At 39.4% G+C, this 25354-nt stretch carries 22 protein-coding genes; 11 read left to right on the forward strand and 11 right to left on the reverse strand.

Going from position 1 to position 25354, the window contains the following annotated elements; translation table 11 throughout:
• Positions 1-104: 104 nt before the first annotated feature.
• The 5 genes from nagA to GSQ74_RS14300 all read left to right on the forward strand — a co-directional run bounded on the left by nagA (position 105) and on the right by GSQ74_RS14300 (position 5515).
• A complete protein-coding gene (gene nagA / locus GSQ74_RS14280) occupies positions 105-1220 on the forward strand; it encodes an N-acetylglucosamine-6-phosphate deacetylase (protein WP_158994393.1) in 1116 nt (371 codons plus the stop codon).
• A 52-nt stretch (positions 1221-1272) separates the two neighbouring features.
• The gene (pyrH, locus tag GSQ74_RS14285) at positions 1273-1977 is read left to right on the forward strand and encodes a UMP kinase (RefSeq protein WP_158994395.1); all 705 of its coding nucleotides are present in this window, start codon (positions 1273-1275) and stop codon (positions 1975-1977) included.
• Positions 1978-2284: 307 nt separating this feature from the next.
• Positions 2285-2773: a lipocalin family protein gene (locus GSQ74_RS14290; RefSeq protein WP_158994397.1), complete on the forward strand. Its 489-nt coding sequence runs from the start codon at positions 2285-2287 to the stop codon at positions 2771-2773.
• A 352-nt stretch (positions 2774-3125) separates the two neighbouring features.
• Complete coding sequence (frr, locus tag GSQ74_RS14295; protein WP_158994399.1) at positions 3126-3689, forward strand: ribosome recycling factor; 564 nt, start codon at positions 3126-3128, stop codon at positions 3687-3689.
• 71 nt (positions 3690-3760) lie between these two features.
• Positions 3761-5515 (forward strand): ABC transporter ATP-binding protein, encoded by a 1755-nt coding sequence (locus GSQ74_RS14300; RefSeq protein WP_158994401.1) that lies wholly within the window; start codon positions 3761-3763, stop codon positions 5513-5515.
• A gap of 164 nt (positions 5516-5679) precedes the next feature.
• On the opposite strand, the gene GSQ74_RS14305 is transcribed toward GSQ74_RS14300, so the two are convergent.
• The 5 genes from GSQ74_RS14305 to GSQ74_RS14320 form a co-directional block, all read right to left on the reverse strand.
• The gene (locus GSQ74_RS14305; protein ID WP_254060891.1) at positions 5680-6960 is read right to left on the reverse strand and encodes an MFS transporter; all 1281 of its coding nucleotides are present in this window, start codon (positions 6958-6960) and stop codon (positions 5680-5682) included.
• 88 nt (positions 6961-7048) lie between these two features.
• Positions 7049-9151, reverse strand: a complete 2103-nt coding sequence (gene recG / locus GSQ74_RS14310) for an ATP-dependent DNA helicase RecG (RefSeq protein ID WP_158994403.1) — start codon at positions 9149-9151, stop codon at positions 7049-7051.
• 36 nt (positions 9152-9187) lie between these two features.
• A complete protein-coding gene (locus GSQ74_RS14315) occupies positions 9188-9568 on the reverse strand; it encodes a RidA family protein (RefSeq protein WP_158994405.1) in 381 nt (126 codons plus the stop codon).
• 50 nt (positions 9569-9618) lie between these two features.
• Entirely contained in the window at positions 9619-9762 is a 144-nt protein-coding gene (locus GSQ74_RS22620; protein WP_174236931.1) for a DUF6728 family protein, read from the reverse strand.
• 104 nt (positions 9763-9866) lie between these two features.
• Positions 9867-11204 (reverse strand): OmpA family protein, encoded by a 1338-nt coding sequence (locus tag GSQ74_RS14320; RefSeq protein WP_158994407.1) that lies wholly within the window; start codon positions 11202-11204, stop codon positions 9867-9869.
• Positions 11205-11353: 149 nt separating this feature from the next.
• Here GSQ74_RS14320 and GSQ74_RS14325 point away from each other — a divergent pair, with 149 nt between their 5' ends.
• Positions 11354-12643, forward strand: a complete 1290-nt coding sequence (locus tag GSQ74_RS14325) for an aminopeptidase P N-terminal domain-containing protein (protein WP_158994409.1) — start codon at positions 11354-11356, stop codon at positions 12641-12643.
• Between the two features lie 69 nt (positions 12644-12712).
• On the opposite strand, the gene meaB is transcribed toward GSQ74_RS14325, so the two are convergent.
• Positions 12713-13597, reverse strand: a complete 885-nt coding sequence (gene meaB / locus GSQ74_RS14330) for a methylmalonyl Co-A mutase-associated GTPase MeaB (RefSeq protein WP_158994411.1) — start codon at positions 13595-13597, stop codon at positions 12713-12715.
• Positions 13598-13705: 108 nt separating this feature from the next.
• Between meaB and GSQ74_RS14335 the strand changes: the two genes are divergently transcribed.
• Complete coding sequence (locus GSQ74_RS14335; protein ID WP_158994413.1) at positions 13706-14764, forward strand: glycosyltransferase family 1 protein; 1059 nt, start codon at positions 13706-13708, stop codon at positions 14762-14764.
• 67 nt (positions 14765-14831) lie between these two features.
• Entirely contained in the window at positions 14832-16661 is a 1830-nt protein-coding gene (locus tag GSQ74_RS14340; protein ID WP_158994415.1) for an ABC transporter ATP-binding protein, read from the forward strand.
• Here GSQ74_RS14340 and GSQ74_RS14345 read toward each other — a convergent pair.
• From GSQ74_RS14345 to GSQ74_RS14355, 3 genes are read right to left on the reverse strand one after another with little or no spacing between them, the layout of a single operon-like run.
• Positions 16648-17895 carry a glycosyltransferase family 4 protein gene (locus GSQ74_RS14345; RefSeq protein WP_158994417.1) on the reverse strand — a complete coding sequence of 416 codons (1248 nt, stop codon included), beginning with the start codon at positions 17893-17895 and terminating at the stop codon, positions 16648-16650. The two genes, GSQ74_RS14340 and GSQ74_RS14345, sit on opposite strands and share 14 nt — an antisense overlap.
• Positions 17896-17918: 23 nt before the next feature.
• The gene (locus GSQ74_RS14350) at positions 17919-18566 is read right to left on the reverse strand and encodes a glycosyltransferase (protein ID WP_158994419.1); all 648 of its coding nucleotides are present in this window, start codon (positions 18564-18566) and stop codon (positions 17919-17921) included.
• Positions 18566-19753, reverse strand: coding sequence for a glycosyltransferase family 2 protein (locus GSQ74_RS14355; RefSeq protein WP_158994421.1), 1188 nt, complete (start codon positions 19751-19753; stop codon positions 18566-18568). The genes GSQ74_RS14350 and GSQ74_RS14355 overlap by 1 nt, the downstream gene beginning before the upstream one ends.
• A gap of 116 nt (positions 19754-19869) precedes the next feature.
• Between GSQ74_RS14355 and GSQ74_RS14360 the strand changes: the two genes are divergently transcribed.
• Positions 19870-20673 carry a DUF5672 family protein gene (locus GSQ74_RS14360; protein WP_158994423.1) on the forward strand — a complete coding sequence of 268 codons (804 nt, stop codon included), beginning with the start codon at positions 19870-19872 and terminating at the stop codon, positions 20671-20673.
• Positions 20674-20688: 15 nt separating this feature from the next.
• Positions 20689-21666 carry a glycosyltransferase family 2 protein gene (locus GSQ74_RS14365; protein WP_158994425.1) on the forward strand — a complete coding sequence of 326 codons (978 nt, stop codon included), beginning with the start codon at positions 20689-20691 and terminating at the stop codon, positions 21664-21666.
• A 17-nt stretch (positions 21667-21683) separates the two neighbouring features.
• Here GSQ74_RS14365 and GSQ74_RS14370 read toward each other — a convergent pair whose 3' ends face one another.
• Positions 21684-22553 (reverse strand): glycosyltransferase, encoded by an 870-nt coding sequence (locus GSQ74_RS14370; protein WP_158994426.1) that lies wholly within the window; start codon positions 22551-22553, stop codon positions 21684-21686.
• 265 nt (positions 22554-22818) lie between these two features.
• Positions 22819-23499, reverse strand: coding sequence for a porin family protein (locus GSQ74_RS14375; protein ID WP_158994428.1), 681 nt, complete (start codon positions 23497-23499; stop codon positions 22819-22821).
• 126 nt (positions 23500-23625) lie between these two features.
• Between GSQ74_RS14375 and GSQ74_RS14380 the strand changes: the two genes are divergently transcribed.
• A complete protein-coding gene (locus GSQ74_RS14380; protein ID WP_158994430.1) occupies positions 23626-25350 on the forward strand; it encodes a glycoside hydrolase family 3 protein in 1725 nt (574 codons plus the stop codon).
• Positions 25351-25354 lie beyond the last annotated feature (4 nt).

Here is a 25354-nt window from a genome sequence, read left to right on the forward strand (position 1 = left end):
TAACGAGGGGGATTTTTTTTGCAATATTGTTTTCCAAATGGTTATTCTTAACAAATTGTCATTCTGAGCGGAGCGAAGAATGACAAATAAAAAAGATATTTTTTATGACCACTGCCCTCCACAATCTCCAACTCATCTCCGATGGTGTGATCACCAGCGGCAAGGCCATTTTAATTGATGGCGAAAAGATCATCGATGTTATTGATGATTCTGCTATTCCACAAGATTTTAATAAAATTGACCTGAACGGTGCAAATGTTGCCCCGGGATTGATCGACCTGCAAATTTATGGCAGTGGCGGCAAGTTGTTTGGCGGTAAACCCGAAGTGTCGGCATTGGAAAGGATGGAGGAAGACCTGCTAGGTCAAGGCACAGTAGGATTTTTTGCTTGCATTGCTACCAACAGCGATGATATAGTGGAACAAGGCATCGCGGCAGCCAAAGCTTACCGCGAAACAGCCAAAGGCAACTTTTTAGGTTTACACTTGGAAGGCCCGTTCCTGAATTCCGTAAAACGTGGTGCGCATCCTGAGAAATACATCAAAAAAGGTACAATGGACTTGGTGCGCCGATGGATTGAAAGCGCCGACGGTGTGATCAAAATGATGACCATCGCCCCGGAATTGCAAGATCAGGAGGTGGTTGATTACCTGAACGATCATGGTGTGATTTTATCATCCGGACATAGTAACGCTACTTATCAGCAAGGCAAAACATTTCTAAATAATCCTGTAAAAGCGGTAACGCATTTATTTAATGCGATGCCACCAATGCATCACCGCGAGCCGGGCTATATACCCGCCATCTTCGAAGAAAAGCCATACACCAGTATCGTAAATGATGGTGTTCATGTTGATTTCACGATGGTTCGTTTAGCTAAACGCGAGTTAGGTGATAAGCTGTTTTTTATTACTGATGCTGTTACCACAGCCACTGAAGGAACGTATCAACATGTGTTTTCCGGCGATCGTTATAGCATGCCCGACGGAACTTTATCAGGGTCATGTTTAACTATGCTTAAAGCAGTGCAAAACGGTGTGGAGCATGTTGGCATAACTTTGGCAGAGGCTATCAATATGGCTTCATTATACCCTGCTCAGTTGGCATCGTTACCAACAAAAGGAAAAATAGCAGCCGGTTATGATGCCGACCTGATTGTTTTTAATGCAGCCTTTGAAGTGCAGGCAACTGTGTTTAAAGGCGACTACTTAACAAAGTAGATATATAATTTTAACATTAGATTTATTTCTATAATTTTGACAAACTCTCCTCATGCGATATAAAAGAATCCTACTAAAACTTAGCGGCGAATCCCTTATGGGTGACAGGCAATACGGTATTGATAACAACCAGGTATTGCAATATGCAAAAGATATTAAAAGTGTTTTTGATGAAGGTATCGAAATTGCGATTGTTGTAGGAGGCGGTAATATTTTCAGAGGCCTTAGTGCCGAAAAATCAGGTATGGAGCGTGCCCAAGCTGATTATATGGGAATGCTGGCAACCGTTATCAATTGCATGGCCCTTCAAAATGCATTGGAAAGCATCGGAGTAGAGACCCGCCTGCAATCGGCCATCAAAATGGAACAGATCTGCGAGCCTTACATCCGCCGTCGCGCGATGCATCATTTAGAAGTTGGTAAAATTGTAATTTTTGGAGCAGGTACAGGTAATCCTTATTTTACTACCGATACCGCTGCTTCCCTTCGCGCTATCGAAATAAAGGCCGATGTAGTATTAAAAGGTACCCGTGTTGATGGTATCTATTCTGCCGATCCGGAGAAAGATCCATCTGCAACGCGTTATGATGAAATTTCTTTCCAGGAAGTGTATGACAAAGGTTTGAACGTAATGGATATGACCGCCATTACCCTTTGTCAGGAAAACAACTTGCCTATCATAGTTTTTGATATGAATAAGGAAGGTAATTTTATGAAAATAGCTAAAGGCGAACCAATCGGTACTTTAGTAAAATAGATAGCCTAGTTACTATAAGAAGCTGCTTAATAGCGATAAAACTATCGTCATTGCGAGGTACGAAGCAATCTCTACATAAGTAAGTCTGCTATGTATAGTTTAGAGATTACTTCGTACCTCGCAATGACGTTTTGTGTTTGTATGAAAATAAGATTGAACCATTTTAAACAATTTCCAAGGATGGCCTTAGCGCCATGCTAATAAAACACCTTTGAGGCTGAAGCCTCGATATTCAAATAAATAATTTTCATTCTGCCAAAAAACTACATGTGGGTTAATTACGTAAAATAATTAACAAACAACCCGTATGAAATCGCTTTGTATCGCCCTTTTTGTATTGTTTAGCATGTCGGCAGGCTTGCCAAATAAGCCTGTTGAAAAACTGGATGTTAAACGTTTCGCTGGTAAATGGTATTCATTATACTCCATACCAACCATGTTTGATAAAGGCACGCGCGAAACCACGGCTACTTACACGCTAAACAGCGATGGTTATTATAACGTACTTACCTGTGCAAAAAAAGGTACTGATGAAGATATTCATACCTACAACTCCAAACTATTTCCCCAAAAAAATGGCGAACTGAAGGCCCAGTTCATTTGGCCTTTTAAAATTGATTATTGGGTGATAGACCTTGCCGATGATTACTCCTATATGGTAGTAGGTAACCCTGATCATAAATTTCTGTTCATCATGAGCCGCAAGCCATCAATGGATAAAAAGCTGCACGATGAATTGGTTGAAAAATGTAAAGAAATGGGATACCCGGTAGATGAATTGACCGCGCAGAGGTAAACTATATGCTCACCAATTTGTCATTCCGAGGAACGAAGTAATGATGATAGATTTTGAGATTTACGAAGTTTTAAAAACTAAATCTTGAATTTGGAAGATCAAGAAGGGTGTCATAGTGAGCGTAGTCGAAGTATGTGGGCGGGCCTCTGCGCCAACCCTTCGACTACGCTCAGGGTGACACCCACTACACATAACTCACGTTAATTTAAGTGCAATTTTCGTCCCCGCAGGGCTCTCTAAGAGAACCCTGCGAACTCCCCCAAAACAATTTTCTATTTATACGCTTTGTAGAGTTGAGATTAGATAACCCTAAAATCATACTTTTTACTATTTTTGTCAAAAATCTATATCGATGAGCGAACTCATTAAAAAACAGGTGACTGAAACAAAGGCTTTAATGGACAAAGCCATTGACCATTGCGAAAACGAATTGCAAAAAATACGTGCCGGTAAAGCAAGCCCTGCTATGCTGGATGATGTGTATGTTGATTATTACGGTACCGCTACGCCATTAAGCCAGATTGGTAACGTAAACACGCCAGATGCCCGTACCATTGTGGTACAGCCATGGGAAAAAAATATGTTAGGCCCAATTGAAAAAGCGATAATGGAAGCCAACCTGGGTTTAAACCCTCAGAACGATGGTATCATTATCCGCTTAAATGTTCCGCCATTAACAGAGGAACGCCGCCGTGATTTAGTTAAAAGAGCTAAAGGCGAGGCCGAAACAGGAAAGATCGCTATCCGTAACCTGCGTAAGGATGCGAACGAAAAAATAAGAAAACTAAAAACAGAAGGTGTTTCAGAAGATGAAATGAAAGTTGGCGAAGCCGAGATTCAAAAATTGACTGATGCCTATATTATCAAGGTTGATCGGCATTCTGAAGCTAAGGAAAAAGATATTATGACGGTGTAAATACCAACCTAATGTCAAATTAAAGGGAATGAGCTACTTAGCCATTCCCTTTTTTTATTTTTGCATCAAGCATGAAAATACTCTTATCATATCTTAAAAAACACCGCTGGATAGTAGCCTCCGCATTGTTATTTGCAGCGATTAACATCGGTTTTTCTTTACTTGATCCATATATCTCCGGCCGGATTTTCGACACCGTGATCAACCAACATAATAAGCTGGATTACCATGTATACCTTTCCAGGGCGCTTAAACTGGTAGGTTTAGCTATTGGCGTTGCGATGGTATCTCGTATAGCAAAAAACTTTCAGGATTATTTTACCAATATTATCACACAAAAAACAGGTGCAGAAATGTATGCCGATGGTTTAAAGCGCTCCCTTGAATTACCTTACCAGGTTTTTGAAGATCAGCGCAGCGGCGAAACTTTAGGCATCCTGCAAAAAGTACGTTTAGATTGCGAAGCGTTTATTACTTCGTTTATTGGAGTATTATTTGTGAGTATTACAGGGATGACGTTCGTAATAGTGTACTCGCTGTTTGTGAGCTATAAAGTAACATTGGTATATGTTGCCGCTATCCCAATTATCACATTCGTGAGCGTGGTGCTGAGTCGCCGTATCAAGAAAATTCAACGTAGCATTTTATCTGAAACAACCGCTTTGGCAGGTTCAACAACCGAATCATTAAGAAATATTGAATTGGTAAAAAGCTTAGGTTTGGTTAAGCAGGAAATTAACCGCTTAAATAATACCACCTATAAAATATTAGGTCTCGAGCTTAAAAAAGTGAAGTATGTACGTAGCATGAGCTTTGTGCAGGGTACAACCGTAAACTTTGTAAGGAGTACTATGGTTGTGGTATTGTTGTTGTTGATCTTCGGGCAAACTATTACTCCGGGTCAATACATCAGCTTATTGTTCTACTCTTTCTTTTTGTTTAACCCTTTACAGGAACTTGGTAATGTGATTGTTGCCTGGCGTGAAGCAGAAGTTTCTTTAGGTAATTTTGAAAAGATTTTGAATACGCCGGTTGATGAGAAGCCGGAAAAACCGGTATTGTTAGAAACTGTTAACAAACTTGCTTTTGATAACGTAAGCTTTAAACACCTAACTGCCAATCGCAACGCGCTTAACCACATCAGCTTTGAAACTAACATCGGCGAAACTATCGCTTTCGTTGGCCCATCAGGTTCGGGTAAAACTACTTTGGTGAAATTGCTGGTAGGTTTATATCAGCCTTTAGAGGGCGATATTTTATACAACAATGTATTAAGTAAGGATATTGATCTTGACCAATTGCGTGAAAAAATTGGTTTTGTAACACAGGATACCCAATTATTCTCTGGTACTATACGTGAGAACTTATTGTTTGTACGCCCCAATGCTACGGATGCTGAGTGCATGCAAGCTCTTGAAAAAGCCGCTTGTCAAACCTTATTAGCCCGTGCGGACCGTGGTTTAGATACCGTGATAGGTGAGGGTGGTGTAAAAGTATCAGGTGGTGAGAAGCAACGTTTATCCATTGCCCGTGCTTTATTGCGCAGGCCTGATATTTTGGTATTTGATGAGGCTACCTCTTCACTCGATTCATTAACCGAAGAAGAGATCACCGAAACCATTAAGGATGTATCTGTATTTGGTGATCACATCACGATATTGATCGCCCACCGCTTATCAACCATTATGCACGCCGACAGGGTTTATGTGCTGGAGAAAGGCAATATCATCGAATCCGGCAAACACACCGACCTGCTCGCCCAAAAAGGCCTTTACTACGCCATGTGGAGGCAACAGATAGGTGAGAAGGATGTTGTGGAGGCATAAGGTTTATCTTATTCTATTTAAGCGCGTCATTGCGAGGAACGAAGCAATCTCTACATAAGTAGGTCTTGTTATTTGATTTGTACAGTATAGAGATTGTTTCGTTCCTCGCAATGACGTTTGTATTTAAGCAATGCACTTTGTTGGTGTTGTCACCAACAAATAAATTAATCTTCAGTCTCAGTCCTATTAATATCCTCTAGTCCCAGCGGTATCAAATTCTTAGTTTTGAAGTAGGTAACAGTTACCACTGTCAACGTAACGCACCCACCAAAAAGCACAGCAGGAATTAAACCCATAATACTTGCGGCAGTGCCCGATTCAAAATCACCGAGCTCATTTGACGAACCAATAAACATGGAGTTTACTGCCGATACCCTGCCCCGCATCTGGTCGGGGGTAAGTAATTGCATAATGGTGCCACGAATAATTACACTTACGCTATCAAATGCACCCTCAACAAACAGGAAGAATAGAGAAAGATAAAAGTTGCGTGACAGCCCGAAGCAAATAATAGACGCGCCAAAGCCGGTAACAGCAATCAATAAGTTACGCCAGGGCCTGTTCATGGGTGAAAACCTCGACATGGCCAGCATGGTCAACACGGCCCCTGCCGAACCTACCGCACGCATAATCCCAAGGCCTTCGGGGCCTACTTTTAATACTACGTTGGCAAAAGCTGGTAATAAAGCCACAACGCCGCCGAAAAACACCGAGAATAAGTCCAGACTCATCGCGCCCAACATCATCTTGTTTTTAAAAACAAAATTTATACCCTCGCCAAGGCTGGTCCAAATATCTTCTTTCGGTTTAAAAACCGCCGGGTATTGCTTCAGGAAGTAAACTAATATTAATGCTACCAGTATAAAAAACAGGATAACGTAAAACGTTGCTGTAATACCGGCAAATCCATAAATTAACCCACCTGCTGCCGGGCCTAATATGGATGCTATTTGCCAGGTCGAACTGCTCCATGTGCTACCGTTAGGGTAAAGTTCTTTGGGGATGCTATGGGCGTAAATGGTAAATGTTGCCGGGCCAAAAAAAGCTCGTGCTACGCCATTGCAAAATATCATACCGTATATAATCGGTACTATCCAGCCTGCATGTATATATGCCCCCATGCTTTTAAGCGTAACGATATACATTACCGCCGAGGATAAAAATACGCCGGTATAAATCCACAAAAGCATTTTTCTTTTTTCAGATTTATCAGCGATGTAGCCGCCATATAAAGCGATTCCTACTGCCGGGATAGCTTCGCTGAGGCCAAGCATGCCCAGGGCAAATACACTTTTAGTTAGCTGGTAAATATAAAAACCGATAACAACGGTTTGCATTTGGTAAGCGAAGGTAAAAAAGAAGCGCATGCCAATGTATGCGCGAAAATCCTTGTATCGTAAGGCTGCAAATGAATCTTTTTTGGGTTGACTGAGTGGGTCGGGCACTATGTTATTGGGGTTGATGTGGGGTAAAAATACTATTTATACCGCAATTTGCGCCGATTGAATATATATTATCACCGTAAAATTACATTTAGGATATTTTATCCCAACTCAAACCCTGCTCTTTTGATTGCAGCGAAAGATGCAAAATCTGGTGCTCAGGATTCGTCAGTTGTGGGTCAGCCTCAAAAATACCTTCCACAATTTTGCGTACCTGTATTAATAATTGCTGGTCGGTTGCCAGGTTTGCCATCTTTAAATCAAGCACGCCACTTTGCTCGGTACCTTCAATATTGCCGGGGCCGCGCAACTCTAGGTCTATCTCCGCTATCTCGAAGCCATTGTTGGTTTTAACCATCGTATTGAGCCTTTTGCGGCCATCGTGGCTTAGTTTGTGGTTGCTCATGAGTATGCAATAGGATTGTTCGGCACCGCGCCCTACACGGCCTCTTAGCTGGTGTAGCTGCGACAGGCCGAAGCGTTCAGCATTCTCGATGATCATCACAGAGGCATTGGGTACGTTAACACCCACCTCAATTACCGTGGTGGCCACCATAATATGCGTTTCACCTTTAATAAAACGCTTCATCTCGTAAGCTTTCTCAGCGGCCTTCAATTTGCCGTGAACAATGCTAAGCTGATAATCCGGCACCGGAAACTCATGGCTCATTGTATTAATGCCATCCTCGAGATTTTTCAGGTCGAGTTTCTCACTTTCTTTAATCAGTGGATATACTACATATACCTGCCTGCCCAGGGCAATCTCCTGTTTCATAAAACCGAACATCCGCAATCGCTGGTTCTCATAAAAATGAACTGTTTTTATAGGCTTGCGCCCAACGGGTAACTCATCAATTACCGATATATCCAAATCGCCATATAAAGTCATGGCTAAAGTTCGGGGTATAGGGGTAGCCGTCATTACCAAAATATGGGGAGGAATAACATTTTTTCGCCACAGTTTGGCGCGTTGTTCCACACCAAAGCGGTGCTGCTCATCAATCACCACCAGGCCAAGGTTCTTATATTGTACCTTATCTTCGATGAGGGCATGGGTGCCGATCAGTATTTTAAGTTCACCGCTTTCTAACCGCTGGTGTAAAACCTTTCGTGCCTTTTGCGGGGTTGAGCCGGTAAGCAGGGCCACCTCAATAAAATCATCGCCCACTAAATCTTTAATAGTTTGATAGTGCTGATTAGCCAAAATTTCTGTGGGTGCCATAATACAGGTTTGGAAACCGTTGTCAATGGCTATCAGCATGCTCATTAAAGCTACCACGGTTTTGCCGCTGCCAACATCGCCTTGCAGCAATCGGTTCATCTGTACGCCGCGCTGGGTGTCCTGCCGAATCTCTTTTAAAACCCGTTTCTGCGCATTGGTTAGCGGAAAGGGGAGCTTATGCTCATAAAAATCGTTAAATATATTACCAACAGTGCCGAATATATTCCCCTTAAACTTTAAAGTGCGATGCATCTTGCTTTTCAGCATCCGTAGTTGCAACAAAAATAATTCTTCAAACTTTAATCGATGCTGCGCTTCGTTCAACGCGGCGGCATCACCCGGGAAATGGATGTTGCGGTATGCGGTAGCTTTATCAACTAACCGATATTTATTGATAATATATTGGGGGAGATTCTCATGAATGTCCTTAGCGCATTGGTCCAGCAGCGTAGCAACCAGCTTTTGCAGGCCTTTGCTATCCAGCATAAACTGCTTTAGCTTTTCGGTAGAACTATATGCAGGCTGTAAAGTTAAGTTACCATTACGTGCCAGATTAGCCGGTGAGTAAAGTTCCATCTCCGGATGCGCCATTTGGGCTTTGCCGTTAAAAAAGCCAGGCTTACCAAATATCACATACGCTTTGCCAGGCACCAGCGTTTTCTCCATCCACTTAATACCCTGAAACCATACCAGTTCCATCACGCCAGTATCGTCCTGCGCCTGGATGACTAGGCGCTTGGTGCGTTTATCGCCTAAAAGTTCTTTACTGGTAATACGGGCAATAACCTGTACATAGGGCAATTCAGGCTCAATGTCGCGTATTTTATAAAACCGGGTACGGTCAATATACTTATACGGGAAATGCCTAAGCAGGTCCTCAAAGGTAGCCAGCCCTAATTCCTTTTTCAGAACACCCGCACGGGAAAGGCCTACGCCTTTTAAATACTCAATGGGTGTTTGAAAAGGGTTCAATAAAAAGCAGTTTAGCTATGGTGGTTAAACTAAATATCAGGATTTTAACGCGGTAACAGAAATTTCCACATTTACATTCTTAGGTAAACCTGCCACGGCCACAGTTTCGCGTGCCGGGAATTTATCGGTAAAGTATGAGCCGTAAACTTCATTCACCTGTGCAAAATTCTGCATATCGGTTAAAAAGATAGTGGTTTTAACAATATGCCCGAAACCGATACCCGCCTCAGTTAATATCGCCTTGATGTTTTCCATTACCTTGGTTGTTTCGGTTTTAATATCATCCAAAACCAATTCACCGGTAGCGGCGTCAATAGCCACCTGGCCTGACACAAAAATAAAATCGCCGGCAATAATAGCCTGGTTGTATGGGCCTATAGGAGCAGGGGCATTAACGGTATTGATTACGGTTTTCATGTATGTGTAGTAAATTTATGATGTAAGATAGATAGTGATTAGCACGACAACTAATGCTTTAATATAAACATATCGATAAGTTTCCAGATGATACCCAGCACAAAAACGGTAATAGCGATGGCATTGATGATATGCATCACTTTAAGGTTAAAGCTGGTAGGCCGGTTAGGATCTTTTTTTCTGAAAAAGTACATATACAAATATAAGCAGAAGCAAAAAGATTTATGCAAATATAAAGCAACAAAAAAGCCTTCCGAATCTCGGAAGGCTTTTTTCAATATATTATTTTATCTAATAATTATTGGTGGAATTCAACACGACGGTTAGCCACGCGGCCTTCTTCTGTTGAATTGTCAGCTATTGGATGAGTTTCACCGTAAGCTTTGATTTTTAAATGTTTAGCTTCAACACCTGAGTTAACAAGGTAAGTTTTTACTGATTCAGCACGGTCTTTAGATAGACGCATGTTGTGAGCAGCAGTACCTTCAGATGAAGCGTAACCAGCTAAAGTGATAGTTTTACCAGAAGCACGTAGATCAGATGAGCTAGCATCTAACGCTGGGTAAGATGAAGTTCTTAATACTGAGCTATCAAATTCAAACTGGATGTTAGAGAAAGGAGATGCTTTAACTGAGTCCATTTTAACTGTATCCTTAGGGAATACAATAACGCAACCAGAACCATCAACCACGCTACCAGCAGGAGTGTTAGGGCATTTGTCAAATTGATCAGATACACCGTCACCATCAGAATCTTTCTTCAAGTCAGCAACTGCAGTTTCAACGTTAGTTACACGACCTTTTAAAGCTTCAACTTCTTGACGTAATGCTGCATCATATAATTCATCATACATCATTGCAACTGGGTTAGCCCAAGCTAAAGCTGGTTTTGATTTTGTACCTAAAGTGAACTCTAAACCTGCGTAACCGTAAGCATAGTGATCTTTTTGAGGATAACCTGAGTTAGTTCCGTCAAAGTTGTTAGCATCAATAAAGTTCTCAGTGTAACCTAAGTTTAATGCAACAACATTAGAAAGGCGGAAATTAACACCTGCACCTGCATCAAGTACTAAGTTGCTGATGTAATGTTTGCTTCCGTCAGCATTGTCAAAATCAATTGCTGTTCCGTTAGCAAGTGTACCTGTAGGGCGGTACTGAGCTAAACCTGCACCACCTTTTAAGTAAAAGTTTACAGTTCTTTGGCGGTGTAAGTAGTCCATATCAATGCTTGCAAAGTTATAGCTACCGTTTAAAGTTTCTTGGTAGAAATTGGTTTTGTAGGCACCTGGGTTGTTGCTACCATTGTTACCTTTAACCTGGCCACCTGTCAAATCTAATTGAGTTGACCATGATTGAGCCCATTGTTGTTTTAACGAAAGGCCGTAACCGTAATCAATAACTGCTTTTGAAAAACCGTTATTGCGGCTACCAGTTAAAAGTGCGTCACCAGTAACACCACCGTTAATACCAATGCTAAATGTTCTGTACTGTTTTGCTCCACCAAATACCTTGGCTGAAGACATGTCAGAAGATGTCTTAGTTGTATCTGTAGTTGTAGTCTGCGCGCTAGCGATTCCTACAGCCATCAAACTTACAACCGACAATGCTACTGTTTTCTTTAATGTAGAATAGTTCATAGTTTTAAGATTAAACAATTTAATTGTGATTTTTTTTCAAAATTAGTAATTATGTTTGAAACGATTACCAAATTTTGTTCCAAAAATCATATTACTTATACAAATAAAGTAAAAAGATTGTTTAAATAAAGTTGATAAATACACCTAATATGAAATATCTACCTGTAAATCAGCAGCTTTTTCTCTATAATAGAAAAAATTTCGTTTCGAGATTAAAGCCCTCATCCATAGCTATTTTCAATGCAAATGATGAGTTTCCACGTAGCGGGGATCAAACTTTTGTATTTAAACAAAATGCTGACTTTTTTTATCTCACAGGTATCGATCAGGAGCAAAGTATATTAATTTTATTTCCTGATTGTCCTAATACACTATACAGAGAAGTACTGTTTTTAAGACAAACCAGTGAACATATTGCTGTTTGGGAAGGACATAAGTACACTAAAGAGGAGGCAAAACAGGCATCGGGCATTGACAGTGTGTTTTGGCTGAGTGAATTTGACGCTATTTTACATAGCATTATAAATTACGCGGAGAACATCTATATCAATACAAACGAAAATGATCGTTTTAGCTTTGATGTGCCGTACCGCGACCTTCGTATGCTGGATAAATTGCGCGTACAATATCCATTGCATCATTATCAGCGATCGGCTCCAATTATGCGTGATCTGCGGGTAGTGAAATCTGAAATTGAGATCGAGCTGACTAAAAAGGCTTGCGCTATTACCCGCGATGCCTTTATCCGCATACTTAAATTTGTAAAACCAGGGGTTGCCGAATATGAAATTGAGGCCGAAATAACGCATGAGTTTTTAAGGCAACGTGCAACCGGGCATGCATACTCACCTATAATAGCATCCGGTAAAAATGCCATAGTGCTGCATTATATCGACAATAACCAGGTTTGTAATGATGGCGATGTGATCTTGTTCGACTTTGGCGCCGAGTACGCGAACTATAATGCCGACATGAGTCGCTCGATACCCGTGAACGGCCGTTTTACAAAACGCCAGCGCCAGGTTTATGATGCGGTATTAAAGGTAATGCGTGAAGCCACAAAGCTAATTGTAGCCGGTGCCATATGGAATGATTACCATGATGAAGTTGGTAAAATAATGACCAGTGAATTAATCGGCTTGGGCTTATTGGATAAACACGATGTTGAAAAACAAGACCCTAAAATGCCTGCATATAAAAGGTACTTTATGCATGGTACATCGCATCATTTAGGGTTAGATGTGCATGATTTTGCCAGTAGATACAAACCTTTTGAAGTTGGAAATATTTTAACCTGCGAGCCGGGCATCTACATACCACAAGAAAGCTTAGGCATCAGGCTGGAGAACAATATATTAATTACCAAAGACGGAAATATCGACCTGATGGCGGATATCCCAATCGATGGTGATGAAATTGAATTAATAATGAATTCTTAAGCTCTAAGTTCCCCTTCCTGGGGGGCGCGAAGGAGACGCGCAATAGCAGGGGTGAGTTTCTACGCTATGCTAATAATATTCATCCAAAAATTTATACAGATTAAATTCAGGATCAACTAAAGCTTTGGCAATATCTTGCTGAAGCTTTTTTTTGTCGATAGTAGCCATTCTCTTTTGCTGAATCAACTTGTAGGCTTTATCAGCAAGTAACATTTCCTTGCGATGATGTTTTTTATTTGCGGCAGATGCAATGAAATTAATAATAGCGCCAACTCCATCTGCCTGTGATGCCACACTTTTAAAAACCGGAACCCGATCAGTTAGTTTTTTAAGGTTATTGGCAAAAATATCTGCGCCCTCGCGATCAGCTTTATTAACGATAAAGGCATCTGCAATCTCCATCAGGCCTGATTTAATGTTTTGTATCTCGTCGCCACTCTCGGGCACTAATACCACCAGGGTAACATCAGCAAGGCCAGCAATCTCCACTTCGCTTTGGCCAACACCAACTGTTTCCACAAAAATATAATCAAATCCGGCGGCACGCAGCACATCGGTCATCTCAATTGTTTTTGCAGATAATCCGCCTAATGATCCGCGTGTAGCCAGCGAACGTATATAAACTTTAGGGTGATTAAAATAAGCCGACATCCGTATCCTGTCGCCCAATAAAGATCCGAAGTTAAAAGGGGAGGTGGGGTCAATAGCTAAAATAGCTACTTTATTATCCTTAGCGATAAGATCACCAATAAGCGCGTTAACAAGTGTGCTTTTACCTGCCCCCGGAGGCCCTGTTATACCTATAATAGGTGTGGGGTTAATAAAACGCAGACTTTTTAAAAGCTCATCGGCACCACGCAGGTTATTCTCAACAATGGTTAAAGCCCTCGCGACCGATTTAAAGTTATCGCTGTTTAAAGATGATAAAATATCGGGAGCGGTTTTTAATGCCATTGCAGTGCAAATGAAAATAAATTACCACAAGTTATTTAATTATTTGCCCGAAAATTATTTGTTTAGATAAAAAAGCGAATATTTACAGGATCAATACATATTAATATAGTGTCAAAACCATCCATACTGCTCACCTTCGATTCCATGAAATATCCAAACTCTGGTTTTTTCTCCTTCGGGAAAAGCCTGGGCGATGCGATATTGACTCAAAATAAAGCACGTTACAGGCTGTACTACTATGTACATAAAAGGTCGACGTACTTATTTAACCGGAAAGTAAGCCTCGTATACCTGTCAAAGCTTCATAAACTATTTTTCCCTGAGCCGAAACGATTTGAGCTGATCCATTTTACCGACCAGTATTGCAGGTTAAAGCCACAAAAGGTAAAAGGCAAAAAAATATTAACCATACACGATATTAACCCGGTACACGAGCAGCGTAAATCTTCAAAAAAAATAGAAAAACACCTTAATAAATTAAGAGGCTATATAAATGCTTGCGATAAGATTGTAACCATATCAAATTTTGTAGCTAAGGATATTTTAAAATATTTTCCGGAGGCTGAAGGTAAGGTGAGCGTGATATACAATGGTGCCGATCAATTACAGGTTACCGAAGGCCATACACCAAAATATCAACCTAAAAAAGCATTTTTATATACTATAGGATTTGTAGCCCCAAAAAAGAATTTCCATGTATTACCGCCTTTATTGGTAGGTAACGATTACGAATTGATTATAGCAGGTGTAGAAACACCCTATAAAAGTGTGATAATGGAAGAAGCGCAAAAGTTTGGCGTTGCCGATAGGGTTAAAATAACCGGCCCGATAAGCGAGGACGATAAAGCCTGGTATTATAAAAACTGCGAGGCCTTTGTTTTTCCATCCATAGCCGAGGGCTTTGGCTTACCGGTTATTGAGGCCATGCATTTTGGCAAGCCGGTTTTCCTGTCAACCCATACCTCGCTGCCCGAAATTGGTGGTGATGCCGCTTTCTACTTTGAAAACTTTGAGCCGGAAGTTATGCAAAGCGCTTTCGCGAAAGGCATGGAAGCGTTTAAAACCAATGATATGCAGCAAAAAGTTATTACCCATGCCATGCAATTTGATTGGCAGAAAACGGCCCGCCAGTATCTGAAATTATACGATGAATGCCTCGGTTTATAATGACAATTTAATTATAGCGTTAATTAGCTAATTACTTTAGATTTGCATTCTTTTATTTAATTATTTGATGAAGACATATTTCAGGCTACTCTCTTTTGCAAAACCCATCGAAAAGTACGCCATACCATACATTATATTTACCCTGCTTTATGTAGTTTTTAGTACAACGGTGTTTACCTTGTTAACACCGCTTATGAACACGCTTTTTTCTGCAGATAGTAGTGCAACGCATGTTGTACACGCTATGCCAAAAAGCGCTTTAGATGTTACCGGCTGGTTTAATTATTACATGGACTACTTTATACGTACGCATGGTGCCTGGGGCGCATTGCAGTTTGTATGTATGACGCTGATAGTAACCATATTTTTAGGTAATTTTTTCAGATACCTATCTGCCCGCACTATGGAAAATCTTCGGGTACATACACTGTTAAATCTTCGTCGCAGGGTTTTTAATAATGTAATGGATATGCACCTGGGCTTTTTTAATAACGAGCGTAAAGGCGATATTATATCAAAAATCGCATCAGATGTACAGGTGGTACAATACTCGGTTACCGGTACATTGCAGGTAATATTTAAGGAGCCAATTACCCTGATTGCATTTATGGTAATGCTGTTCATTTATTCAACCAAGCTTACCCTTTATTCGCTGATGGTGGTGCCTGTATCAGCCTTTATTATCTCCAAAATAGTTAAGAAGCTTAAATCACAAGCGATAGCAGCGCAGCAAACTTATGGTAACATGATTAGTTATCTTGATGAGGCACTATCGGGAGTTAGGATTATAAAAGCGTTTAATGCCACCAATTTTATCAAAAATCGTTTTGATAACGAGAACGTCAAATATTCAAAAATAATGCGTTCAATGGCCAGGCGGCAGCAGTCTGCCTCGCCGGTCTCCGAGACGCTATCAGTAACCATGATCTCCTGTATAGTGTTATATGGGGGCTATCTTATCCTCAACCATAAATCAGATCTTAACGCCGGGCAGTTTATTGCCTACATAGCTATATTTTCACAAGTAATGCGCCCGGCTAAAGCTATTTCTGATTCCTTTAGCGGAATACACTCGGGCATAGCGGCAGGCGAGCGAGTATTAGCACTTTTGGATGAAAAACCCGCTATTGTTGATGTGCCTAATGCTAAACCCATCGGCGAATTTAAACAAGCCGTTGAATTTAAAGATGTTTCTTTCGCCTACGGTGATAAGAAAATTTTACAAAACATTAATATAACCGTTCCGAAAGGAAAAACCATTGCACTGGTTGGCCCGTCGGGTGGTGGTAAATCTACTTTGATTGATCTGATACCGCGTTTCATCGTGCCACAATCAGGGCAGGTATTAATTGATGGGGTTGATATAGCAACCGTTACGGTTGATTCGGTAAGAGGTTTACTGGGTATAGTAAACCAGGAGTCGATATTATTTAACGATTCTATTTTCGGCAACATTGCATTTGGTAAAACCGATGCAACTATGGAGGAGGTAATGGCGGCTGCTAAAATTGCCAATGCCCATAACTTCATCATCGAAACAGAAAAAGGCTACGAAACCAATATCGGCGACCGCGGTACCAAACTATCAGGTGGGCAAAAACAGCGTATTTGTATAGCCCGTGCGGTACTGGCTAATCCGCCTATCATGTTGTTGGATGAGGCTACATCTGCATTAGATACTGAATCGGAAAAATTGGTACAGGATGCCTTAAACAACCTGATGAAAAACCGTACCTCATTAATTATAGCACACCGTTTAAGCACCATACAAAACGCGGATTTGATTCTTGTGTTAGAGAGCGGTAAAGTTGTGCAGCAAGGCACTCACCAGGAATTGTTAAGCCAGGATGGCTTGTACAAAAGGCTTATCAATATGCAAACCTTTAACGGGGACTGATATAATCAATAGCTTTTTTATATTTTTCGATAGTAACCGGCCAGCTATAATTGTCGGCAACGTATTTTTTAGCGTTGTGGCTTAAAATAACAGTGTCAAAATCCGGTTTAAGTATGGCATCCAACGAGTTTTTGAAACTCTGATAATCATTAAATAAGAATCCGGCATTGCTGTTATTAATGTGGCCCTTTAAAACTTCACATTTCTCATTGGCTATAACCGGCACGCCATAAGCCATGCTTTCCAATGTTACTAACGACAGGCTTTCGTACAGCGATGGGATAACCAAAGCTTTAGCCTTTAAAAGCAACGAGGTTTTAATATCATCAGCTACAAAGCCAGTTAATATAATATCCGGATTGGCAGGTGCATCCATAAATAGCTCACCCACAACAACCAGCTTTAAATTGCTATTCGACGTTTTTTTATAGGCCGAAAAATAATCAAACAGTGTACCGCAACCTTTTGATGGATCAACGCGGCCAATGTATATCAAAAACGGATCTCCGGGTTTTATTATATCATCAATAATTTGTGGCGCTATCTCTTTCGGTGGATCAATCCCCACACCAACAATTTCTGAAAATATGGCTTCGTTATGAAATTGCTGATTCACAAAATGCTTCTCACTTAAAGTATTATAAAGTATAGCAGCGGGCTTTTTAAAAAATTCCTTGAATATATTTAAGTAAATAGGTGGTTCGTCATGCGCAGTTGGTACCAAAATTGATTTTTTCGGCGCTGCATTCATCCCAAATACAGTAGGGTAATATAAATAGGTGAAAAATATAAGCGCATCGTAGTGGGACTGATTCCCGGTAAGATAATTGACAAGGGTTGGTATATAAGGCCCCTGGCATTTTATCCATTCCTCTTCCTTTTTTTGGATAGCATCTGTAGGTTGCACCTTTTCAAAGGCATTTAATAAACCAAACAAGCGTAAGGCTTTTTGATATAGCCTTCGTTTACCAATTAATAGCCGGCTCAATGAGTTGAATTTTTTCCAGTTTCTTGATTCCTCCACTGCAAATCTGCGTACGGTTATGTCATTTACAATACTAATTCCCTCAGTATACTCATTCTTCCACGATAAATAATCTTTGGCGCATGAGGTAAGCACCTCAACATCATAAATATCTTTTAACTTTTCAGCTATAATCCGGCAGTGGTATTCGGCGCCGCCGTTAACTTCCAAACCATAGCGCTGCACAATAAAGGCTATTTTTTTTCTCAAAATCTATCTGGTCATTGTACTGCTTATGTAGCAATAGTATCGTAAAAATTGTTTTGCAGTACCTGTTTATTAATATCCTTAATATGTATCAGGCAATAATCTTCGTTTTTTGATGGCAGGTAAAAATGCTTTTTATAACCTATCACTTCTTCGTGCACAGCATTTTTCCATTTTATTACCCCATTTAATTTAAATATCCTGAATTGGTAGTCCGGGAAGTTTACGCGGTTGTTCTCGTCAATATTCCACTTCCACTGGTTTATATGTTCGGTGGTTAAGCCATTCACAATATTTATTCTCGGCACCAAAAAACAGTCGCGCTTACTTTTTTGCCTTAATATCTTTTTAATCTGCCTCACTAAAGTCTCCTTCGGTATCTCATCAGCATCAATCTGAAACAAGTAATCGCCTTTGGCATGTGCTATAAGCTTGTTTTTAAATGTAGCAAAATCATTGTTAAGCCTGGATTCAATAACAACCACCTTGCTTCTGTAATTATCAATTACCTCGGTAGTGGGGGCATCTTTATTGGTTACATCCTGCAAAATAATAATCTCATCATCCTCATCAATAATAGGGATCAGCATAGCAAGTAGTTTACTCAGTTCAACCGATTCGTTACAAACGGTAATGCCGTATGATATTTTTATTTTTTTTCGTGTAAAAAACATTACTGAGGGGAATTAATAAGTTGCTTTTCGTGAGTTGCGGGTTTAAGTATCCGGATGGTAAAAATGCTGAATTTTAAATTAAACCGGTCCTTTTTAAATAATTTTTCAAAAAAAGTGGCAGGTGCGTTTATTTGTTTGGTGATGATTTCATTAATACGCTGAAGCTTATTGAATGTTTTTTCGTTAACATCATTTCCATCCAGCGTTATTAAAACATCATTATTTTTAGCCGAATTTAAGGGTTTGATCCTGTTTTTTAGGATGATGTTTGTATTTGGCTGTTCCTTATTAATATAATCCGAAGCATCAACATCAATATATATTACCGAGCACCATGGCTCTAGTTTTGCAAGCAAATTTTCATTGCCGTTTTGTACCACCAGGCCAATATCATACTTGTTTTTTATGGGTGATGAGTTTTTAAATCCCCACTTGCGCACAAAGTTTTTATTGGAGTTTGCTTCAATTTGTGCCGTTCTGTTTTGATACTCCTCAGAAAAGCGTGAAGTTTTACTCACAAAGTGATAACAAATAGCATCAAGCAGGGTAAGCGTTTTTAACCCGGATAATCGTAACCTTAAAATCAGGTCATCATCCTCACAAAACATCGGGTTATATAAAGGGTCGAGGCCGCCAATAGTTAACAGTACCTGCCTGTTGGCACATAAAAAAAACGAGGTGCCGGCATCTGGAATAATAGCATCTTTATTTTTCTGCTGTATCTCAAGCGCGAATTGATATAAGCCGTTTTTATCCAATGTATCAACATCAGCGCCAAAATCTTTAACAATTTTTCCCGGTCGTTCATCACCCGAAAATATGGGCGGTTCAATGGTAGTGTAATAAATTACTAATTGCTCGGCAACATGCTTTTCCATGTTCTCGATAAATCCGGGTGTAAGTACCACATCATTATGTGCAAAAGTCACATATTCACGGGTTGCCAGTTGTGTGCATTTGTTAAAGGTATCCGAAAAGGTTTTGTCTTCGGTAGAAATGAAATAAATAAGATTTTTATCCTGTAATGAATTTATCCATTCATGTGTGCCATCGGTACTGTTATAGCTTGTAAATACAATTTCAACATCCGGGTATAATTCGCGTGTGGTATAATAAAAGTTCTTGCTGTATTCCAGGTTATTTTTTAACCCAACCAATAAAGAGATATTGTTTTTTATTGAATTCATTGGTTGTTTAACTAAATTGAGCTGTATTTTTATTGTGAATAAGCTCTAATTGTAAATCTTTCGATGCAAAGATAAGTACTTGTTTACGTAAGCCCTATTTTAGCAGGTATTATACAATGGAAAAAAAAGTAGCCGTAATAATACCCTTTTATAGGGAAGAATTATTACACAACGAAAGTGTATCACTACATCAATGTTTTAAAATTTTAGGTAACCATACTATCATAGCCATAAAGCCCGAGAGGCTGGTTTTACCTGAAACTATTACTCAATATCCTTTTTCTAAGATTACCTCTTTTAATAATAGTTTTTTTGCTAATGTACAAGGCTACAATAGGCTAATGCTTTCTGCTGAATTTTATGATAAGTTTATTGACTACAAGTACGTTTTACTATACCAGTTAGATGCATTTGTTTTTAAAGATGAGTTGCTTTATTGGTGTAACCAGGATTTTGATTATATAGGCGCACCTTGGATGCGAAAAAAACAATACCCGAATATAATTATAGCCACACTGTCAAAAGGATTACAATATTTTGCTAAACGCTATGATATTAAGAAACACGGATTGCCTAGCAAAAAGCAATTTGATGATAGTGTAGGGAATGGTGGGTTTTCGTTGAGGCATGTGCCTTTGTTTTATAAAATATGCGTAGAGCACCGCGAGAAAATAATTGAATATAATAAGCATACCACGCATCATTTTAATGAAGATGCTTTTTGGGGAATTGAGGTGAATCGTAAAAAAAGAGTATTAAACATACCTGATTATGCAACAGCCCTGAAATTTGCTTTTGAGATGGCACCCGGGCGGGCTTATAAAATTAATAATAGTCAGCTGCCATTTGGCTGCCATGCATGGGACAAGCATATTGATTTTTGGAAGGATATATTTAAGCAACAAGGGTACACTATATAGCTATCACCGTTTTATATGGAAAATTTGCCGCTGGTTTCAATAGCTTTATGTACTTATAATGGTGAAAAATATCTATCCCAACAGATAGATACTTTGCTGGCTCAAACCTATCATAATTTAGAGATTATTGCCGTAGATGATTGCTCAAGTGATAACACACATAATATCCTTTTAAATTATGCTAAAAAATATCCTGGTTTTACTGTTTACAGGAATGAAATAAATGTAGGTTTCCTGAGAAATTTTGAAACTGCTTTAGGATACTGTAAAGGCGAATATATTTCGTTTTGTGACCAGGATGATTTATGGCATCCGAATAAAGTAGAACTAACTGTTGCCGCTATTAAGGATAGTCAATTTGTTTATCACGATTCGGAATTTATTGATGATGATAATAATTTGATGGGTAAAAAAATGTCTGACATCTTTAAATTTTATCGTGGAGACAGGCCTGAACCTTTTTTGTTAGACAACTGTGTGTCGGGCCATGCAATGCTTGTCAGGCGCGATCTCATAAAACATGCCCTACCTTTTAAAAAAGGTTTTTATCATGATTGGTGGTTAGCTTACGTAGCTACCAATGTTGGAAAGATAGATTTTATACCGGATTGTTTGGTGCAGTATAGACAGCATAAGGGTAGCAATACAGATTTGCTGGATCTAAGCAAAGTTGAAAAAAGAAAACTTGGGGCTGCATCAATAACAAAAAAGTTGTTAAACGAAAAACGATGGCTTGAACATTGTTTAAGTTATCAGGAAAACAAAAATCCGGAATTTGTTAAAACGCTTTATCAACTATATATTGGAAGATTTAATTCTTTTACTGCCATAAGCTTTTATCTTTTCTTAAAAAAGCATGCAGATGTACTTTTCTTTTTTCAAAATTGGAAAAAGAAGGCGCTATATAAATATATATGGGGGTATAAAGCCAAGAATTATTGGTATTCCTATGTTAGGCCTAATAAGGATAAGATATTAAAACTTGAAGATTAATATATCAGCGCCGGTGATCACCCGAAAAAATACGTTTTAAACACATAATATTTCAACTTCCAGTAAAGCCCCGATTTTTTATAAAATTTATTCTTTAGTACAGCGTAAGCAATGCCGGATGGGAATTTTAACGCAACCAGCCTTTTTATAAATTCTTTAAAAGTCACCTTTTCCATATAAACACACTCGGCGGCTGTAAAAGCCCCAACATTTATAGGCAAATAATCTTTCCATTTGTTATGTAATATTAAGGTATCCTCCATCCATTCACGGCTATATTTTCCTTCAGAAAGGTGATTGATTAATATTTCATAAGTAACGGCTACTTTATAACGCGACCCAACGGCTATTGAATAGTCAATGTCATAAACATGAAACCCTTTGAACGTGTCTTCGTCAAACTTAAATTCAGTTGCAACCTTACTTGTTGTAGCCAAGCATACACCATCAACACATGCTACACGTTCAAGTAAGCTGTTTTTAGGATTTCTATAGTCATGATAAGTTTCTTTTTTTGAGTACTTGTAGCTTTGAATAATATTGCAAAAAGTGTTCTTTACACCTAATCCTTCCCAGGTTGATGGTGTAAATGGTTTATAACTGCCTCCAACAACACCGAGCAAACCAATATCTATGTTATTGTCAAAAATATTTTTTAAAATCGCGCCCCAGTTATCAGTTTTTATAATAATATCCTCATGCATAAAGCAAAGTATATTATACCTGGCTTGTTGTATGCCGCTGTTATAAATTTCGCAAATGCCTTTGCCGCCATCGCTGTTATTAATTGCTATTATCTCAAAGGGCACGCCAATAGTGATCTCAATATTTTCGGTAACCTGTTGTAATTGGTTGGGATCAGCCGAAGCGATTATTATGGAGATCATTTAATTTAAAGGCAGATTTACGCTTGCAAATATAACAATCAATAAAAATAATGGGTAGTGCCACACAAGGTATAAAAAATGGAGATTAGAGATCGGGTTATAAAATAAAGGCTATCATGAAACACAAATTCAACAACACCAGCCTTTAAATATAAAACCCTACCCTCTAATCTCCATTAAAGATTAGCAGATCAGGATTTAAAGCTCTTATCACACAATACCCAAACCAAGCTTTACAATCCTAATCACTAATCTGAAATCTTATTTAGTCAAACTTAATACCTAAGCCAATTTGAAACACCTGGTTGCGGTAATCAGGTACGTATGAATCTCCGTAACCGTCACCCTGGTTAAAGTCTATGGTATAACGTGCACGTAACTCAACGTTCTGGTTAAGGTCAAAACTAACGCCAATTACACCATCAAGAAAAGTGTTGTTGCCATTATTATTGTTTTGATGATCCTGCTCTGTAACGGTAAAGCCGCTACTGTAAGTGTTAGTAGTATTGGTTAAGAACGATAATTGTGGGCCAATCAGGAAGTTAAACCCCGGTGTTAATTTAAATTTAGCTAACAACGGCACATCAATAAAATCTTCACGCGAAGTAAAATGTCCATCAGGTGTGTTTGCACTATATCCCTTTTGTGAGTATAAAACTTCAGGCTCAAAAGATAGTGGATAAATCAATGGTACTTCAAGAAATAAACCCGCGTTAAAACCTGCAATTGTACCGGTACTAACTTGATTATCATAACCGGCTACAGTATTTGCAAGGTTTAAACCACCTGTAACACCAACTCTTACGCGATTAAAATCGTCGTGATTGTCTTCTTCTCTTTGTCTGTGATGTCTAACTACACGTCGTGGGCCATAATAATATTCCTGCGCGCTAACCGAACCTGCAAACACGAGGCCCATTGCTAATAGTAAAAGAACTTTTTTCATGTTTTCATATTTTAATATAACACATAGAGTAATTATTAAACCAAAGGTTTATTTTACTTTGTATTTTTTTTACAAGGTGAAACTAAAACCATGCCATACAATTTAAGTTTTACCTACATTTGAACCATGGCCACTATCAGAAAAAGCTTTATTTATAGCTTATTGTTAACCTTAAATTTTATTACCGTTAGCGCATTCGCGCAAAAAGAAAGCTATATACAATCATTAAATAAGCAAAACCATTGGGTCGATTCGGTATTTAAAAAACTTAACCGGAGACAAAAAGTGGCGCAGTTATTTTTTGTGCGGGCGCATACTAACCTGGGGTTGACTTATGAAGATTCGGTAGCTAATGTCATAAAAAATGAACAGGTTGGCGGTTTAGTGTTTTTTCAGGGAGGACCGGTGCGGCAGGCGCAGTTGATCAATCGTTATCAGAAAATATCAAGGGTGCCATTAATCATAGCTCAGGATGGAGAATGGGGTTTGGGTATGCGCCTGGATTCAACTATCTCATATCCTTACCAAATGACCTTAGGCGCCATACAGGATAATACCCTGATTTACAAAATGGGGCAAATGGTAGCTTATGATTTTAAGCGCATGGGCATGCAAATGAATTTCGGGCCCGATATGGATATTAACAATAATCCGGATAACCCCGTGATTGGTTACCGCTCCTTTGGTGATAATAAATATAATGTGGCCGCTAAGGGCATAGCTTACTTTACCGGTATGCAAAGCGAAGGCTTACTCACTACGGCAAAGCATTTCCCAGGCCACGGCGATACCAATGTAGATTCGCACTTTGATCTGCCGTTATTACCTTTCAGCAGGGAGCGTTTAGACACTTTAGAAGAGTATCCCTTCCGCGAAGCGATAAAAGCAGGCATCAGCGGCATTATGATAGCCCATATGGATATTCCATCGTTAGATAGCACCAAACATCTGCCATCAACATTATCCCGCAAAATAGTAACAGGTATTTTAAAGGATTCGCTGGGTTTTAAAGGGCTGGTGGTTTCTGACGCGATGGAAATGAGAGGCGTTGTGAAATATTTCCCTAATGGTGAGGCCGATGTAAGGGCATTTTTAGCCGGAAATGATATTTTAGAACTATCGCCAAACTCAGAACTGGCCATCAAAAAAATCAGACGGGCTATTCGTAAAGATGAAATAACGCAGGCAGAATTTGATACCAAAGTTAAAAAAGTACTGGCGGCAAAATATTGGGCAGGCCTGAATAATTACCACGAAACGCCAATAAACAATTTAGTTGCTGAGTTAAACCGCCCGGCAGCAAAAGAGCTTGTAAGCCAATTAAGCGATGCTGCTATTACACTTTTAAAAGGCAATGCAGCCTCGTTGCAACTTAACCCGATTATTAAAACCGCGATAATAAGCATAGGTGGCATGCAACCAACCGTATTTCAGCAGGATCTGACGCACTGGTACGTGAATAGCCGAATTTTCATGATCAGTAAAAATGAATCTGCCAGTGATGTGAAGAATCTTTTAACCGTATTAAAAAACTACGGACAGGTTTATATCAGTATTCATGATACCCGTATTCGCCCGCAAAGCAAGCTTGATTATAATGTATATGTTAAACAACTCATCACCGAGCTTGCCTCACGCAGGAATACGGTAATAAGTGTTTTTGCCAATGCATATGCTATTGCCGGTTTGCCGGGTATTGAAAAAGCAGGCGCATTAATGGTTGCTTATCAAAACAGCGACTACCTGCAACACTCAGCAGTTAAGGTTATTACACAGCGTTTAAAACCAAGCGGTAAACTATCAGTTAGTATAAATGAGTACTTTAAAAACGGTGCAGGCATAAGTTTATAAAATC

The organism is Mucilaginibacter sp. L196 (assembly GCF_009765905.1).
GTDB lineage: Bacteria > Bacteroidota > Bacteroidia > Sphingobacteriales > Sphingobacteriaceae > Mucilaginibacter.